Source organism: Streptomyces sp. ICC4, from assembly GCF_003287915.1.
GTDB classification, from domain to species: domain Bacteria; phylum Actinomycetota; class Actinomycetes; order Streptomycetales; family Streptomycetaceae; genus Streptomyces; species Streptomyces tritrimontium.
The window spans coordinates 8,302,555-8,317,174 of the sequence record NZ_CP030286.1; the positions used below are offsets into that span (position 1 = coordinate 8,302,555).

At 72.7% G+C, this 14,620-nt stretch carries 10 protein-coding genes; 6 read left to right on the plus strand and 4 right to left on the minus strand.

The window, feature by feature from the left end:
• Positions 1-4: 4 nt before the first annotated feature.
• The 3 genes from deoC to DRB89_RS39050 form a co-directional block, all read right to left on the minus strand.
• A complete protein-coding gene (gene deoC, locus DRB89_RS39040) occupies positions 5-967 on the minus strand; it encodes a deoxyribose-phosphate aldolase (RefSeq protein WP_112454328.1) in 963 nt (320 codons plus the stop codon).
• A 173-nt stretch (positions 968-1,140) separates the two neighbouring features.
• Positions 1,141-1,806 carry a DUF4129 domain-containing protein gene (locus DRB89_RS39045; protein WP_112452709.1) on the minus strand — a complete coding sequence of 222 codons (666 nt, stop codon included), beginning with the start codon at positions 1,804-1,806 and terminating at the stop codon, positions 1,141-1,143.
• 7 nt (positions 1,807-1,813) lie between these two features.
• Complete coding sequence (locus DRB89_RS39050; protein ID WP_112452710.1) at positions 1,814-3,070, minus strand: hypothetical protein; 1,257 nt, start codon at positions 3,068-3,070, stop codon at positions 1,814-1,816.
• 234 nt (positions 3,071-3,304) lie between these two features.
• Here DRB89_RS39050 and mtrA point away from each other — a divergent pair, with 234 nt between their 5' ends.
• The 6 genes from mtrA to DRB89_RS39080 all read left to right on the plus strand — a co-directional run bounded on the left by mtrA (position 3,305) and on the right by DRB89_RS39080 (position 11,921).
• A complete protein-coding gene (mtrA, locus tag DRB89_RS39055; RefSeq protein WP_189828951.1) occupies positions 3,305-3,994 on the plus strand; it encodes a two-component system response regulator MtrA in 690 nt (229 codons plus the stop codon).
• A 13-nt stretch (positions 3,995-4,007) separates the two neighbouring features.
• Complete coding sequence (mtrB, locus tag DRB89_RS39060; RefSeq protein WP_239516595.1) at positions 4,008-6,275, plus strand: MtrAB system histidine kinase MtrB; 2,268 nt, start codon at positions 4,008-4,010, stop codon at positions 6,273-6,275.
• Positions 6,276-6,292: 17 nt separating this feature from the next.
• On the plus strand, positions 6,293-7,288 hold the full coding sequence (locus DRB89_RS39065) for a substrate-binding domain-containing protein (RefSeq protein WP_112452003.1): 996 nt from the start codon (positions 6,293-6,295) through the stop codon (positions 7,286-7,288).
• A 78-nt stretch (positions 7,289-7,366) separates the two neighbouring features.
• A complete protein-coding gene (locus tag DRB89_RS39070; protein ID WP_204357889.1) occupies positions 7,367-8,956 on the plus strand; it encodes an Ig-like domain-containing protein in 1,590 nt (529 codons plus the stop codon).
• 144 nt (positions 8,957-9,100) lie between these two features.
• Positions 9,101-11,224 carry a DUF916 domain-containing protein gene (locus tag DRB89_RS45470; protein ID WP_112463669.1) on the plus strand — a complete coding sequence of 708 codons (2,124 nt, stop codon included), beginning with the start codon at positions 9,101-9,103 and terminating at the stop codon, positions 11,222-11,224.
• A complete protein-coding gene (locus DRB89_RS39080) occupies positions 11,199-11,921 on the plus strand; it encodes a tyrosine-protein phosphatase (protein ID WP_239516596.1) in 723 nt (240 codons plus the stop codon). The genes DRB89_RS45470 and DRB89_RS39080 overlap by 26 nt, the downstream gene beginning before the upstream one ends.
• Before the next feature lie 77 nt (positions 11,922-11,998).
• Here the strand turns inward: DRB89_RS39080 and DRB89_RS39085 are convergent, their stop codons facing one another.
• Positions 11,999-14,590: a bifunctional FO biosynthesis protein CofGH gene (locus DRB89_RS39085; RefSeq protein WP_112452688.1), complete on the minus strand. Its 2,592-nt coding sequence runs from the start codon at positions 14,588-14,590 to the stop codon at positions 11,999-12,001.
• Positions 14,591-14,620: the final 30 nt, after the last annotated feature.

Below are 14,620 nucleotides of genomic sequence, written 5' to 3' on the forward strand. Positions count from 1 at the left end.
GTGATCAGTCCACCGTCACGTAGTCGGGACCGGAGTAACGGCCGGTGCTCAGCTTCTGTCGCTGCATCAGCAGGTCGTTGAGCAGGCTGGAGGCGCCGAAGCGGAACCAGTGGTTGCTCAGCCAGTCCGCGCCCGCGGTCTCGTTGACCAGGACCAGGAACTTGATCGCGTCCTTGGTCGTGCGGATGCCGCCGGCCGGCTTCACGCCGATCTGGATTCCAGTCTGCGCCTTGAAGTCGCGGACGGCTTCGAGCATGAGGAGCGTGTTCGCGGGGGTCGCGTTGACGCCGACCTTGCCGGTGGACGTCTTGATGAAGTCGGCCCCGGCCATCATGCCGATCCAGGAGGCGCGGCGGATGTTGTCGTACGTGGACAGCTCGCCGGTCTCGAAGATCACCTTGAGGCGGGCCGCGCTGCCGTCGGGGCGGACGCAGGCCTCCTTGACCGAGCGGATCAGCTCGTAGGTGTCGAGGTAGCGGCCGGCGAGGAAGGCGCCACGGTCGATGACCATGTCGATCTCGTCGGCGCCGGCGGCCACGGCGTCGGCCGTGTCGGCGAGCTTGACGGGCAGGGCCGCGCGGCCGGCCGGGAAGGCGGTGGCGACGGAGGCGACCTTGACGTCGGCGCCGTGCAGGGCGGCCTTCGCGGTGGCCACCATGTCCGGGTACACGCAGACGGCGGCCGTCATGGGCGTGGTGCGGTCGGTCGGATCGGGGTGCACGGCCTTGGCGGAGAGCGCCCGGACCTTGCCCGGGGTATCCGCGCCTTCCAGCGTCGTCAGGTCGATCATCGAGATGGCGAGGTCGATGGCGTACGCCTTGGCCGTCGTCTTGATCGAGCGGGTGCCGAGGGAGGCCGCGCGGGCCTCCAGGCCGACAGTGTCGACGCCGGGCAGCCCGTGCAGGAAGCGGCGCAGCGCACTGTCGGACGTCGTCACGTCAGCGAATGCGGTGAGGGTGGTGGGCATGGTCACCACATGAGCATATCTACGCGCGTAGCGGCCTGTCACCCCCCCCTACCCGAATCCACCGAAATCACAGGGGGGCGGAGGGGCCACAGGGCGCGCACATAGAGCTACACAGAGTAGATCGTCGGCGGCGTCAGATGTGTATAAGAGCAAGGTGCCCGGGTCGGGCGGGGTCACGGGGTGGCGCCCGTCAGGAGCGGCTTGGTGCGGGTCAGGGCGTGGTCCAGGTCGCGGAGGGAGGCGTACATGGCCTCGTCGGCCGGGCGGGCGCCGTACGTGATGTCGTCGAAGGTGCGGGCGGCGGCGCGCAGGGCTCCGGCGTGGGACGGCAGGGAGACGGCGGCCTCGGCCGCCGCCTCGTCCGCGGTGCGGCCCGGGCGGGGGTCGAGGAGGGTGCGCTCCTCCAGGGAGCGGACGACGGCGCGCATGCGTTCCTGTACGGCCTCGCTCCAGCGGCCCGCCGCGGCCAGCGCGTCGGCGGCCGTGCGGTGGTCCGCGGCGCTGCGGACGCCGTCGTCGAAGAGGGCGCCCGCGGGGCCGGCGGTCCGGGTCGGGGCGCCGAGCCGCCACCACAGCGCGGCGATGGCGAGGGCGGCGAACACGGCGATGGCCACCAGGCCCAGGGTCCCGCCGGGAGTGGCGCTGGAAGCGTGGTCGAAGAGGTCCCCGACCCATTCCCAGAAGCGGTCCAGCGCGCGCTGGAGCAGCCCCGGGTCGTTCTGGTGGTACACCGGCTTGGACAGCTCCCGCTGCGCCGCCTCGCGGGCGGCGTCACGGCCGATGTCGACCGGTGGTGTGTCCGATGCCGTCAGTGTGAGCAGGCCCCCCGTGCTCCTCATCCCCGCGTCAGCCTCCGGCCGGCGGCGTGGTGGTGCCGTAGTTCTCGATGCCGGCGGCCCGTGCGAGTTCCAGGTCGAGGGCCTCGCGGCGGATGCGCTGGTCGACGTAGAGCAGGACGTTGACGCCGGCCTGCATCGGCATCGTGATGGTCAGCCCGATGACTCCGCCGATGCCGGCGACGATCAGGAAGCCCCAGCCGGTGGGCGCGTTGGAGTCGGTCATGGCGTCGAGGCCGCCGCCGAACAGCAGCATGCCGACCATGGTCAGCGGGAAGACGATGACCGCGGAGATGAAGCCCGTGATCAGGTTGGTCAGGGCGGTGATGCCGAAGATGCGCCACCAGGAGCCCTTGACCAGCTTCGAGGACCGGCTGAGCGACTTGAGGACCGGCGCCTTCTCCAGCATCAGCGCGGGCGAGGCCAGCGAGTAGCGGATCCACAGCCACGCGAGCAGCCCGAGGCCGACGACGCCGCCGAGGAGGGCGAAGCCGATGCTGCCGGCGAGTGCGCCGGGCAGGACCAGGACGCCGACCAGGAGCAGCGCGCCGACGCTCAGCAGCAGGGTGAGGCCGGTCAGCCGCAGCAGCTGCGAGCGGGACTCGCGCCAGGCGGTGCCGATCGAGGAGGTGTGGCCGAGCACGGCGCGGCTGAAGATCATGGTGAGCATCGCGGTGGCCACGACGGCGCCGACGAGCTGGATGAACATCTCCGCCGCGAGCAGGCCCACGGAGGCTCCGATGGCGTTGATCTGTTCGTCGAGGGGCTCGCTGTCCGAGGAGTCGATGACGATGTCGCCGAACACGAACTTCTGCGCGAGCAGGCTGGCCAGCTGGACGACGACCGCCACGGCCAGGGTGATCGGGAGCACCGAGCGCCAGTGCTTGCGCATGGTGGCGACCGCGCCGTCGAGGATCTCGCCCAGGCCCAGGGGGCGCAGGGGGATCACGCCGGGCTTGACCGCCGGGGCGTGGTTGCCCCAGCCGCCGGGGCCGCCGCCGTACGGGGACTTTGGCGCGCCGGGGTTCTGGGGCGGGTAGCCGCCTCCCTGCGAGCCCCAGCCCGTGTCCGGCTGCGGGGCCGCGGGCGGCTGCTGCGGGCCGGGCTGGGACTGGCCCGGGGTCGGGCTCGACCACTGGCCGGGCGGCGGCTGCTCGGCGGACCACTTCGGGTCGCCGGAGCCGGTCGCGGGCGGCTGCGTACCGTGGGAGCCCTCACCGTCGGACGGGGAGGATCCGGGCGTAGCCCAGCCCGGAGAGTCGTTCATCGTCGCTCCTTCACGTGCACTGCGGGGTGCGGGCGCTTGGTCCGGCTGCCATCGTGCCATGTGACAACCTCAAACGGACCAGCCGTCCTCGGGATCCCGGGGCGTTCGCGCCTTCATTTGTCGGGTGGATCCGGGGCACACTGGGCGCCCTGATCTCCACGCAGGTCCGAGGGACGATTTCCAGCCCCCGCGGCTGTGGGACAGCTCACCGCCAGGTAACGATTAGCTAATGGGATGATGTCAACCATGAAGGGACGCGTCCTTGTCGTCGACGACGACACCGCGCTGGCCGAGATGCTCGGCATTGTGCTGCGTGGAGAAGGTTTTGAGCCGTCGTTCGTAGCGGACGGTGACAAGGCACTGGCTGCCTTCCGGGAGGCGAAGCCGGATCTCGTGCTGCTCGACCTCATGCTGCCCGGACGGGACGGCATAGAGGTGTGCAGGCTGATCCGCGCCGAGTCCGGTGTGCCGATCGTGATGCTCACCGCCAAGAGCGACACCGTGGACGTCGTCGTGGGCCTGGAGTCCGGGGCCGACGACTACATCGTCAAGCCGTTCAAGCCGAAGGAGCTGGTGGCGCGCATCCGCGCCCGCCTGCGCCGTTCGGAAGAGCCGGCTCCCGAGCAGCTGGCCATCGGTGACCTGGTCATCGACGTGGCCGGGCACTCCGTCAAGCGGGAGGGCGCCTCCATCGCGCTGACCCCGCTGGAGTTCGACCTGCTGGTCGCGCTGGCCCGCAAGCCCTGGCAGGTCTTCACCCGCGAGGTGCTCCTCGAGCAGGTCTGGGGCTACCGCCACGCGGCCGACACCCGCCTGGTCAACGTGCACGTCCAGCGTCTGCGCTCCAAGGTCGAGAAGGATCCGGAGCGCCCCGAGATCGTCGTGACGGTGCGCGGTGTCGGCTACAAGGCCGGACCCAGCTGACATGCAGTCCGGCATGCCCCGTGGAGGCTCCCGCTGGGGGGCTCTGCGGGGCGTAGCGGACGGAGCACCCGGCGGCCCCGTGCTGCGGCTGTGCGTACGCCTCGTACGCCGGCCGCTGCTTCCGGCTGTCCGGCTCTGGCGGCGCAACATCCAGCTCCGCGTGGTCGCCGCGACCCTGCTGATCTCACTCGCGGTGGTCCTGGCCCTCGGGTTCGTGGTCATCGCGCAGGTGAGCAGAGGACTCCTCGAGGCCAAGGAGGAGGCCGCGCAGAGCCAGGCCGCGGGAGGGTTCGCGGTCGCACAGGAGAAGGCCAACACCCCCTACACGGCGGACGGGGTGGACGCCTCCGACAACAAGGTCGGACGCGACGCCAGCACGTGGATGAACTCGCTGGTCAAGCAGCTCTCCAGTGGCGGGCAGAGCGCCTTCGAGGTCGCCGCGCTGGGCGCCGGCACCGGCACCGGCGAAGAACAGCCACCCGGGCGCGGTGCGCTCGGCGTCCGGGGGGCCCGGGCCTCGGGGAACGTGGACCCGACCGCCAGCGTCCCGCTGGAGCTGCGCCGGGCCGTGAACCACGCCACCGGAGCCTTCAAGACGTTCTCGCTGGTCCGCTACACCGCCGGGGCGGAGGCCAAGTCGCCCGAGCCCGCGCTCGTCGTGGGCAAGCGGCTCACCGACATCAACGGCGACCCGTACGACCTGTACTACCTCTTCCCGCTGACCCAGGAGGAGGAGTCCCTCAACCTGGTCAAGGTCACCATCGCCACGGCCGGGCTCTTCGTCGTCGTCCTGCTCGGCGGGATCGCCTGGCTCGTCGTGCGCCAGGTCGTCACCCCCGTGCGGATGGCCGCCGGGATCGCCGAGCGGCTCTCCGCCGGGCGGCTCCAGGAGCGGATGAAGGTCACCGGCGAGGACGACATCGCCCGCTTGGGCGAAGCGTTCAACAAGATGGCCCAGAACCTCCAGAGCAAGATCCAGCAGCTGGAGGACCTCTCCCGGCTGCAGCGCCGCTTCGTCTCGGACGTCTCCCACGAGCTGCGCACCCCGCTCACGACGGTGCGCATGGCCGCGGACGTCATCCACGACGCCCGCGCCGACTTCGACCCGATCACCGCGCGCTCCGCGGAACTGCTCGCCGGCCAGCTCGACCGCTTCGAGTCGCTCCTCGCCGACCTGCTGGAGATCAGCCGGTTCGACGCGGGCGCGGCCGCGCTGGAGGCGGAGCCGATCGACCTGCGCGACGTCGTGCACCGCGTCATCGACGCCGCCGAACCGCTCGCCGAGCACAAGAACACCCGGATCCGCGTCCTCGGGGACACCCAGCCGGTGATAGCCGAAGCCGACGCCCGGCGGGTGGAGCGGGTGCTGCGCAACCTCGTCGTCAACGCCGTGGAGCACGGGGAGGGCCGCGACGTGGTGGTCCGGCTCGCCTCGGCGGGCGGGGCCGTCGCCGTGGCCGTACGGGACTACGGGGTCGGGCTCAAGCCCGGCGAGGCCACCCGCGTCTTCAACCGCTTCTGGCGGGCCGACCCGGCGCGGGCACGCACGACGGGCGGTACCGGCCTCGGCCTGTCCATCGCCGTCGAGGACGCCCGGCTGCACGGCGGCTGGCTCCAGGCGTGGGGCGAGCCGGGCGGCGGCTCGCAGTTCCGCCTCACCCTGCCGCGCACGGCCGACGAGCCGCTGCGCGGGTCGCCGATCCCGCTGGGGCCGGAGGACTCCCGGGCCAACCGGGTCAGGGCCGCGGCCGAGCGCCCGGCGGGGCCGGGGTCCCCCACCAGGCGTCGGACCGCTCTCACGCCCTGCCCGCCCCGCCGGAACCGGCGTCCGGGCCCCACCGATCCGACGCGCTTTCCCCGGGCGGGGGAGTCGCGGGGGGCCCGGGTCGTGGGCCACGACGGGCGGCCCCGGGGCCACGGGCGCCCCGGCCGCCGAGGCGGCCGGGTCCACCCCGCGCTGGGTGGTCGGGGCGATCCGCGACGTCCTGCTGGTCTGCCTGATCGTGGGCGCGCTCGCGGCCTTCGCGGGACCGCTGCTCCCGCGCCTCCTGCCCCGGGCCCTTTCGTGGCTCGGGGCGCTGCGCGGCGGGGCCGCCGGCCCCTCGGATCCGCCGCCGCTCCCGGCGGACCGGGTCCTCCACGAGAAGCCGGGCCCGCGGGACTGGAGCCCGCCGGCTCCGCGCGACGAAGGGAGGTGATGCCCGGCAACGACTGTCGAACCAATCCGCGCCAACGGAACCGCATTCCACGCGTGCCGGGCACCACCCGGGGCGCAGCCTAGCTGAGGGGTATTCCCGAGTGAACAAGAAGAAGATCGCCTTCGCCGTCGCCGCAGCCGCCCTCGCGGCCGGCACCGCCGGCGCCGGCCTCGCCGCCGCCGACCCGGCGGGCCCGCCGCCGTACCGCCAGCTCTCCGGCGTCGGCTCCGACACCACCCAGGACGTCATGAACGGCCTGGCCGCGGCCATCACGGTCAACGGCCAGAAGGTCATCGGCTCCTACGACGCCACCGGTTCCGCGAACGTCACCACCAAGGACCCGGCGGTCAACCCGAACTGCACCATCGCCCGGCCGAACGGCTCGGGCGCCGGCCGCTCCGCGCTGCTCACCTCGCTCCAGGCGAACAACGGCTGTCTGGACTTCGCGCGCTCCTCCGCGCTGAACCTCGCGGCCGCGGCCCCGGGCCTGACGTACGTCCCCTTCGCGGTCGACGGCGTCAGCTACGCCATCACCCCCGGTTCGGCGATCCCGCGCAAGCTCTCGCTGACCGACCTGAAGGCGATCTACCACTGCGACCCGAACTACGTGGGCGCGGGCCCCAACTACGACATGACCGTCTACCTGCCGCAGGCCGGCTCGGGCACCCGCAGCTTCTGGGAGTCCCAGATGGGGATCACCGACGCCGACGTCGTCGCGGGCGTCTACCCCTGCGTCAAGGACAAGAAGGGCACCACCCCGGTGCAGGAGCACGACGGCCGCGTCCTCGACGACAAGTCGATCGTGCCCTTCTCCATCGCCCAGTACCAGGCGCAGTCCTCGCAGACGATCGCCGACCTGCGCGGCCGCGCCATCCTCGGCACGGTCGACGGCCTCGCTCCCACCGTGCTCAACAGCGGCTTCGGCGTGAAGCGCGACGTCTACAACGTCATTCCGACCAGCAAGGTCGCCGTCGCGCCGTGGAGCACCGTCTTCGTCGGCTCCACCTCCGAGATCTGCAAGCAGACCTCGGTGATCAACACGTACGGCTTCGCCACCAACCCGAACTGCGGCGACACCACCAAGCAGACCCCGTGAACCCGTGAACGCCCTGAACACCCTGAACACCCTGAACGTCCTGATCCCCGCGCCTGATCCACTGATTCTGGAGACGCTGTGCTGAAGAACAGGCTGAACACCTCCCGGGCGGCACGGGCCCTGGCCCTCGGCGTCGCCGCCCTGACCACCGCCTTCGCGGCGGGTCTGGCCGGCGCGAGCGCCGCGTACGCCGCCCCGATCGGCACCATCGAGGTCAACCCGGCGACCGGCGCGGACACGTCCGGCATCGCCTTCACCACCTCGGGCGCCTGCCCGGCCGGCGCCACCAACGTGCTGGTCAAGGTGGAGGGCTCCGGCTTCCCGGCCGGCGGCCTGAACGTGGTCGGCAACTCGCCCGTCGGGACCTACCCGACCGCCCCGAACGGCGGCATGGTCATCCCGCTGACCTCCACGATGCGGGACTACGCCAGCCAGGCCGGCTTCACCACCCTGCAGGGCAAGTACGACTTCACGGTCATCTGCCGGACCGCCTTCAACGGCACCAGCCTCGGCGACTACACGGGCGCCGTCTGGTTCACCTCGAACACGGCCTACCAGAACACCGACCCGGCCGTGAAGACCGACACCACCACCTCGCTCGCGGTCACCCCGGCCGGCCCCGCCCAGGCGGGCACCCCGGTCACCCTCACCGCCACCGTCGCCCCGGCCGCCGCCGGCGGCACCGTCCAGTTCAAGGACGGCGCGGGCGACCTCGGCACGGCCGTCACGGTGAACAACGGCACGGCCGCGCTCACCACCTCCAACCTGGCCGCCGGCACGCACGGCCTGACCGCCGTCTTCACCCCGGCGAGCGCCTCGTACAACGGCTCGTCCTCCGCGGTGGTCTCCTACGCGGTCGCGGCCGTCCCGGCCACGGCCACCACCACCGCCCTGGCCGTCTCCCCGGCCGCCACCGCGCCGCAGTTCAGCCCGGTGACCCTGACCGGCACGGTCACCCCCGCGGGCGCCGCGGGAGCCGTGAAGTTCACCGACACCGTCGGCGGCAGCACCCTCACCCTGGGCACCGTCCCGGTCGCGGGCGGCAGCGCCACCCTCACCACCAGCAGCCTCCCGGTGGGCAGCCACTCCTTCACCGCGGTGTTCGTGCCGGCCGACGCGGGCGCCTTCACCGGCTCCGACTCGGGCGCGATCCCCTACGTGGTGGGCGCCTTCACCGGCGTCTCCGCCTCCGAGACCATCACCACGACCGTCAACTCGGGCGCGCTCGTCATCAGCGTCGCCAACCCGCAGGTCACGCTGCCCTCGCCGGTGCTCAACGCCGACGGCGACCTGCTGACCACCGCCGGGTCCATCAACCCGGTCACCCTCACCGACACCCGCGCCGGAAACCCGGGCTGGACCGTCAGCGGCCAGGTCACCGACTTCTCCGACGGTGCCACGCACGCCATCAACGGCCAGAACCTCGGCTGGTCCCCGAAGCTCGTCGACAAGGCGCCCGCGCAGACGGTGACGGCCGGTTCCGCCGTCGCCGCCGCGCACGGAGCCGCCACCGGCGACGCGGGCACGGCGGGCCTCAAGTCCGCCCGCACGCTGGCCAACGGCACCGGCCTCGGCACCGCGCACTTCGGCGCCGACCTCGCCCTGAACGTCCCGACCTCCACGGTGTCCGGCACGTACTCCGCGACCCTCACGCTCACCGCCATCTGATCCAGGCGTGAGCCCCGGGCCGGGGCGGACCGCGCTGCCCGCGCGGCCCGCTCCGACCCGCCCCTGACGCCTGGAGCCGTGCCGCTCCGCCCACCACAACTCGCCGCACCCGCCGCCCCCTTCTCCGGATCGGACGCCCGAGCCATGACCTGCACCGACCCCGCCGCCCGGCGCGGCCGCCGCCCCGCCGGGGCGCGGCACACGGCCGCCCTGCTCCTCGCCGTCCTGCTCGCGCTGTCCGTCGTACCGACCGCGCGGGCCGCGACGACGGCCCCGGCCGCCGGCGCCGAGGACCGCAAGTCCACCTTCGGCGTGCAGCCGGCCGGCCCGAAGGGGCCCGACGCGCGCCCGCACTTCTCCTACGGGGTGACCGGCGGTGCCGGGATGCGCGACCAGATCGCCGTCTGGAACTACGGCGAGGAATCGCTCACCCTCGCCGTCTACGCGAGCGACGCGGTCAACACCGTCGACGGCGGCTTCGACCTCCTCCCGGCCGGCCAGGCCCCCAAGGACGCGGGCAGCTGGATCAAGCTGGAGAAGGACCAGGTCACCGTCCCGCCCAAGGGCAACGTCCTCGTGCCCTTCACCGTCAGCGTGCCCCGCGACGTCACCCCCGGCGACCACACCGGAGGCATCGTCGCCTCACTGCCCGGCGGCGGCCAGGACGCCCAGGGCAACAAGGTCAAGCTCGACCAGCGGGTCGGCGCCCGCGTCTACATCCGCGCCGCCGGGACCCTGACCCCCCGCCTGGAGGTCCAGCAGGTCAGCGCCGCCTACGAGGGCACCGCCAACCCCTTCGCCGCCGGCTCGGCCACCGTGACGTACACCCTGCGCAACACCGGCAACGTCCGGCTCGGCGCCCGGCAGGCCGTCCGCGTCAACGGCCTGTTCGGCACCTCCGTCACCGCCGGCGGCCTGGGGGACCTCGGCGACCTGCTGCCCGGCAGCTCGCTGACCATCACCGCCAAGGCCGACGGCGTGGCCCCCGTGGTGCGCTCCTCCGCCGTCGTCTCCGTCCAGCCGGTCGCGGCCCGCGACGGCGTGGACCCCAAGCTTCCGTCCCTGACCCGCTCGGTGTCGCTGTGGACGGTCCCGTGGACGCTGCTCGCGGTGGTCCTCGTGATCACCGGGGGCGGGCTGTGGGTCCGGCGCCGCAGGCGCCTGGCCCGGGCCGCGGCCACCGCGTCGGCCCGCCGGCGCAACACCTCTGAACCGAACAACCGCCAGCACGCACCCAAGGAGCCCATCGTGCAGTTCACACGTCCCGGCCGGCGATCCGCGGCCGTCGCCGCGAGCGCGGTCGCCGCCGCCCTCGCGGGCCTGGCCCTGACCTCGCCCACGGCGGCCCAGGCCGCCCCGGCCGGCTCGGCGACGGTCAACCCGGCCACCGGCGCGGACACCAGCAGCATCGACCTGACCACGTCGGCCGCCTGCCCGGCGCCCGCCACGAACATCCTGGTCAAGGTGGCCGGCAAGGGCTTCCCGGCCGAGGGCAAGAACGTGGTGGGCAACTCGCCGATATCCACCTACGGGCAGGCGCCGTCCGGCGGCATCAACGTCCCGCTGACGATGACCATGCGCGACTACGCGAACGAGGCCGGCTTCAGCGTCCTGGAGGGCCGCTACGACCTGACGGTGGTGTGCCGCAAGGCGTTCGGATCCGACACGTACGGGGACTTCACGGGCTCCGTGTGGTTCACCTCCAACACCGCCTACCAGACGACGGATCCGGCGGTCCCGACCCCGACCCGAGCCCGGGGCAGTCCCGTCCCACCGCCGGCCAGGCGCATGGCACGTTTTGCCACCCGCCTTCCCGCCGGTCGATTCCGGCCATGCCGTGTTCACACGGCGTTGTCCGGAGGCCAACAGTCTCGGGGGCATGAAGAAGGCACTGCTCGCCGCGACCGTCGTCGCCTCCACGCTCACCCTCACCCTGGTCGCGGCCCCCGCCGCCACCGCCGCCTCCGGGTGGGACTTCCCCTGGGCCGGCCAGCACCACGGCCGCTCCGCCATCCCCTTCACCGAGGCCGCCGTCACCGCGGGCGCGGACGGCTCGTACACGCTGAAGTGGAGCGCCAAGGGCACCAAGCGCGTCGAGATCAAGGCGAACGGCAAGGTCGTCGCCAAGGGCGGCGCCCAGGGCCAGGCCGTCGTCTCGGGGCTGCCCGCCGCCGACCGGCAGTGGTTCGACTTCAAGCCCGAGCGCGGCGAGGGCCTGCGCCTGGCCGACCGGCTCATCACGTTGGAGGGCACCGCCAACTTCCGTGACGCGGGCGGCTACCGCACCACCACCGGCCAGTGGGTCAAGATGGGCGAGATCTACCGCTCCGACGCCCTCAACAAGCTGACCGACAACGACCTCGCCAAGCTCCAGCGGCTGCGCGTCAAGACCGTCTTCGACCTCCGCATGGAGAGCGAGCGCACCAAGGACGCCGACAAGGTCCCCGCGGGCGCCACGTACGTCGTCGCCGACGTCTTCGCGGGCTCCCCGTCCTTCCAGACCCTGCCCAAGTCGCCCGAAGAGGCCGTCAAGGCCATGGTCGACGCCGAGAAGGCCATGGTCAGCGGCGAAGGCGGCAAGAAGGCCTACACGCAGGTCTTCGAAGGCATGGAGCGCGACCGCGACCGCGCCGTCCTCTTCCACTGCACCGCGGGCAAGGACCGCACGGGCTGGGCGAACGCCTCCCTGCTCACCGCCCTCGGCGTGCCGAGCGAGACCGTCATGGCCGACTACCTGGCCAGCAACGACTACCGCAAGGCCGCCAACGACGCGGTCCTCTCGCACCTGCCGGCCGCCCAGGCCGCCGTCTACAAGCCGATGCTCGACGTCCGCCCGGAGTACCTCAACGCCGGCTACGCCGAGGTCAAGGCCACGTACGGCACCTTCGACAACTACCTCAAGAGCGGCCTCGGCATCGACGCCCGCGAGCTCAAGCAGCTGAAGAAGGACCTCCTGGTGGGCTGACCCGCCCCGCAGGACGCGCGCGGGCCCGACCGGGACGCAAACACCCCCGGCCGGGCCCGCGCGTGCGCGGCGCCGCCTCAGTCCAGGACCGGCAGCAGCTCCGGCAGGTGCCCGTCCGAGGCGCGCGCAGCGTCCTGGCGCTCCCGCGGCACCTCCCCGTAGAGGGTCGTACGGGCCTTCGCGGGCCGGCCCGCCGACTCCGCGACCGCGATCAGGTCCCGCACCGACTTGTACGAGCCGTAACCCGACCCCGCCATCCGGGAGATGGTCTCCTCCATCAGCGTCCCGCCCAGGTCGTTGGCGCCCGACCGCAGCATCTCCGCCGCGCCCTCCGAGCCCAGCTTCACCCAGCTCGTCTGGATGTTGGGGATGTACGGATGCAGCAGGATCCGCGCCATCGCCGTCACCGCCCGGTTGTCGCGCACCGTCGGGCCGGGCCGGGCGATGCCCGCCAGGTACACCGGGGCGTTCGTGTGGATGAACGGCAGCGTCACGAACTCCGTGAAGCCCTCCACACCCTTGTCCAGGGCGGCCCGCTGCACGCGGGCCAGCGTGCGGAAGTGGCCGAGCCAGTGCCGGGGCTGGTCCACGTGCCCGTACATCATCGTCGAGGACGAGCGGATGCCCAGCTCGTGGGCGGTGCTGATCACGTCGATCCAGTCCGCCGTCGGCAGCTTGCCCTTGGTCAGCACCCAGCGGACCTCGTCGTCCAGGATCTCCGCCGCCGTGCCCGGGATCGAGTCGAGCCCCGCCTCCTTGGCCGCCGTCAGCCAGTCCCGCACCGACATCCCCGTACGCGTCGCGCCGTTGACCACCTCCATCGGGGAGAAGGCGTGCACGTGCATGCCGGGCACCCGCTCCTTCACCGCCCGCGCGATGTCGAAGTAGGCCGTCCCCGGCAGGTCCGGGTGGATGCCGCCCTGCATGCACACCTCGACCGCGCCCACGTCCCACGCCTGGGCCGCGCGGTCCGCGACCTGGTCCAGGGAGAGGGTGTACGCGTCGGCGTCGGTGCGGCGCTGCGCGAAGGCGCAGAAACGGCAGCCGGTGTAGCAGACGTTGGTGAAGTTGATGTTCCGCGTGACGATGTACGTCACCTCGTCGCCGACCACCGACTTGCGCAGGTCATCGGCGATCCCGCAGAGCGCGTCCAGCGCCGGGCCGTCCGCGTGCAGCAGCGCGAGCGCCTGCTCGTCGGTGAGCCTCGTCGGATCGTCGGCGGCCTGGGCCAGCGCCGCCCGCACGTCCGTGTCGATGCGCTCCGCGACCATGCCGGGCGCCGCGGCCTCGCGCAGGGCGTCCCAGTCCCCGTACACGTCGTCGAAGTCGTCGCGGCGGTCGCCGGTCCGGCCCTGCGTGTCGATGGTGGCGTGCAGATCGGTGCGCCCGTACGCCGTGAAGCCCTCGTCCGGCTCCTGCCACGGGCGGCCCTCCACGCGCGCCGACTCGTCCGCCAGACCCGTCTGCGGATCGGCCAGCGCGCGCACGTGCGGCAGCAGCCGGGGGTCCAGCCAGGGCTCGCCGCGCTGCAGGAACTCCGGATAGATGGTCAGGCGTTCGCGCAGCTCGAACCCGGCGGCAGCCGTCCGCTCGGCCAGCTCCTCGATGTGCGGCCAGGGGCGCTCGGGGTTGACGTGGTCGGGGGTCAGCGGGGAGACCCCGCCCCAGTCGTCGATGCCGGCGCCGATGAGCAGCGCGTACTCGGAGTCGACGAGGTTCGGCGGAGCCTGGATCCGGGCCGAGGGGCCGAGGATGTGGCGGGCCACCGCGATGGCGGCCGCCAGCTCCTCCAGCTCGGCGTCCGGCATGCCGCGCATGGCCGTGTCCGGCTTGGCGCGGAAGTTCTGGACGATGACTTCCTGGATGCCGTGGTAGCTGCGCTGGATCCGGCGGAGCTCGAAGAAGGCTTCGGCGCGCTCGTCGTACGACTCGCCGATCCCGATCAGCACCCCGGTGGTGAAGGGCACGTTGGAGCGGCCCGCGTCCTCCAGGACGCGCAGCCGGACGGCCGGCTCCTTGTCGGGGGAACCGTGGTGCGGGCCGCCGGGCTCGGACCACAGCCGGGTGGCCGTGGTCTCCAGCATCATGCCCATCGAGGGGGCGACGGGCTTGAGCCGCTGCAGCTCGGACCAGGACAGGACGCCGGGGTTGAGGTGCGGGAGGAGGCCCGTCTCCTCCAGGACGCGGATGGCCATGGCGCGCACGTAGGCCAGGGTGTCGTCGTAGCCGTGCGCGTCGAGCCACTCGCGGGCCTCGGGCCAGCGGTCCTCGGGCCGGTCGCCGAGCGTGAAGAGGGCTTCCTTGCAGCCCATGGCAGCGCCCTGGCGGGCGATGTCGAGGACCTCGTCGGGGGACAGGTACATTCCGTGCCCGTCGCGGCGGAGCTTGCCCGGGACGGTGACGAAGGTGCAGTAGTGGCACTTGTCACGGCACAGGCGGGTGAGGGGGATGAAGACCTTGCGCGAGTACGTGATGACGCCGGGCCGGCCGGCGGCTTCGAGCCCGGAGTCCCGTACGCGGGCGGCGGAGGCGGCGAGGTCCTTCAGGGCCTCGCCGCGCGCCTGCAGGAGTACGGCCGCCTCGGTCGCGTCGAGCGCGACGCCGTCGCGGGCGCGCCGGAGCGCGCGGCGCATCGAGTTGTCGGTCGGAGCGTCACTCGGAGTGGTCATGGGCCGAGCATACGATCCGCTCGCGCGGCG

Bases quoted from the DNA above. Each gene is read 5' to 3' on its own strand.
- DRB89_RS39085 (WP_112452688.1), bottom strand. From the start codon at position 14,590: ATGACCACTCCGAGTGACGCTCCGACCGACAACTCGATGCGCCGCGCG.
- DRB89_RS39050 (WP_112452710.1), bottom strand. From the start codon at position 3,070: ATGAACGACTCTCCGGGCTGGGCTACGCCCGGATCCTCCCCGTCCGAC.
- DRB89_RS39045 (WP_112452709.1), bottom strand. From the start codon at position 1,806: ATGAGGAGCACGGGGGGCCTGCTCACACTGACGGCATCGGACACACCA.
- mtrA (WP_189828951.1), top strand. From the start codon at position 3,305: ATGATGTCAACCATGAAGGGACGCGTCCTTGTCGTCGACGACGACACC.
- deoC (WP_112454328.1), bottom strand. From the start codon at position 967: ATGCCCACCACCCTCACCGCATTCGCTGACGTGACGACGTCCGACAGT.
- mtrB (WP_239516595.1), top strand. From the start codon at position 4,008: ATGCCCCGTGGAGGCTCCCGCTGGGGGGCTCTGCGGGGCGTAGCGGAC.
- DRB89_RS45470 (WP_112463669.1), top strand. From the start codon at position 9,101: ATGACCTGCACCGACCCCGCCGCCCGGCGCGGCCGCCGCCCCGCCGGG.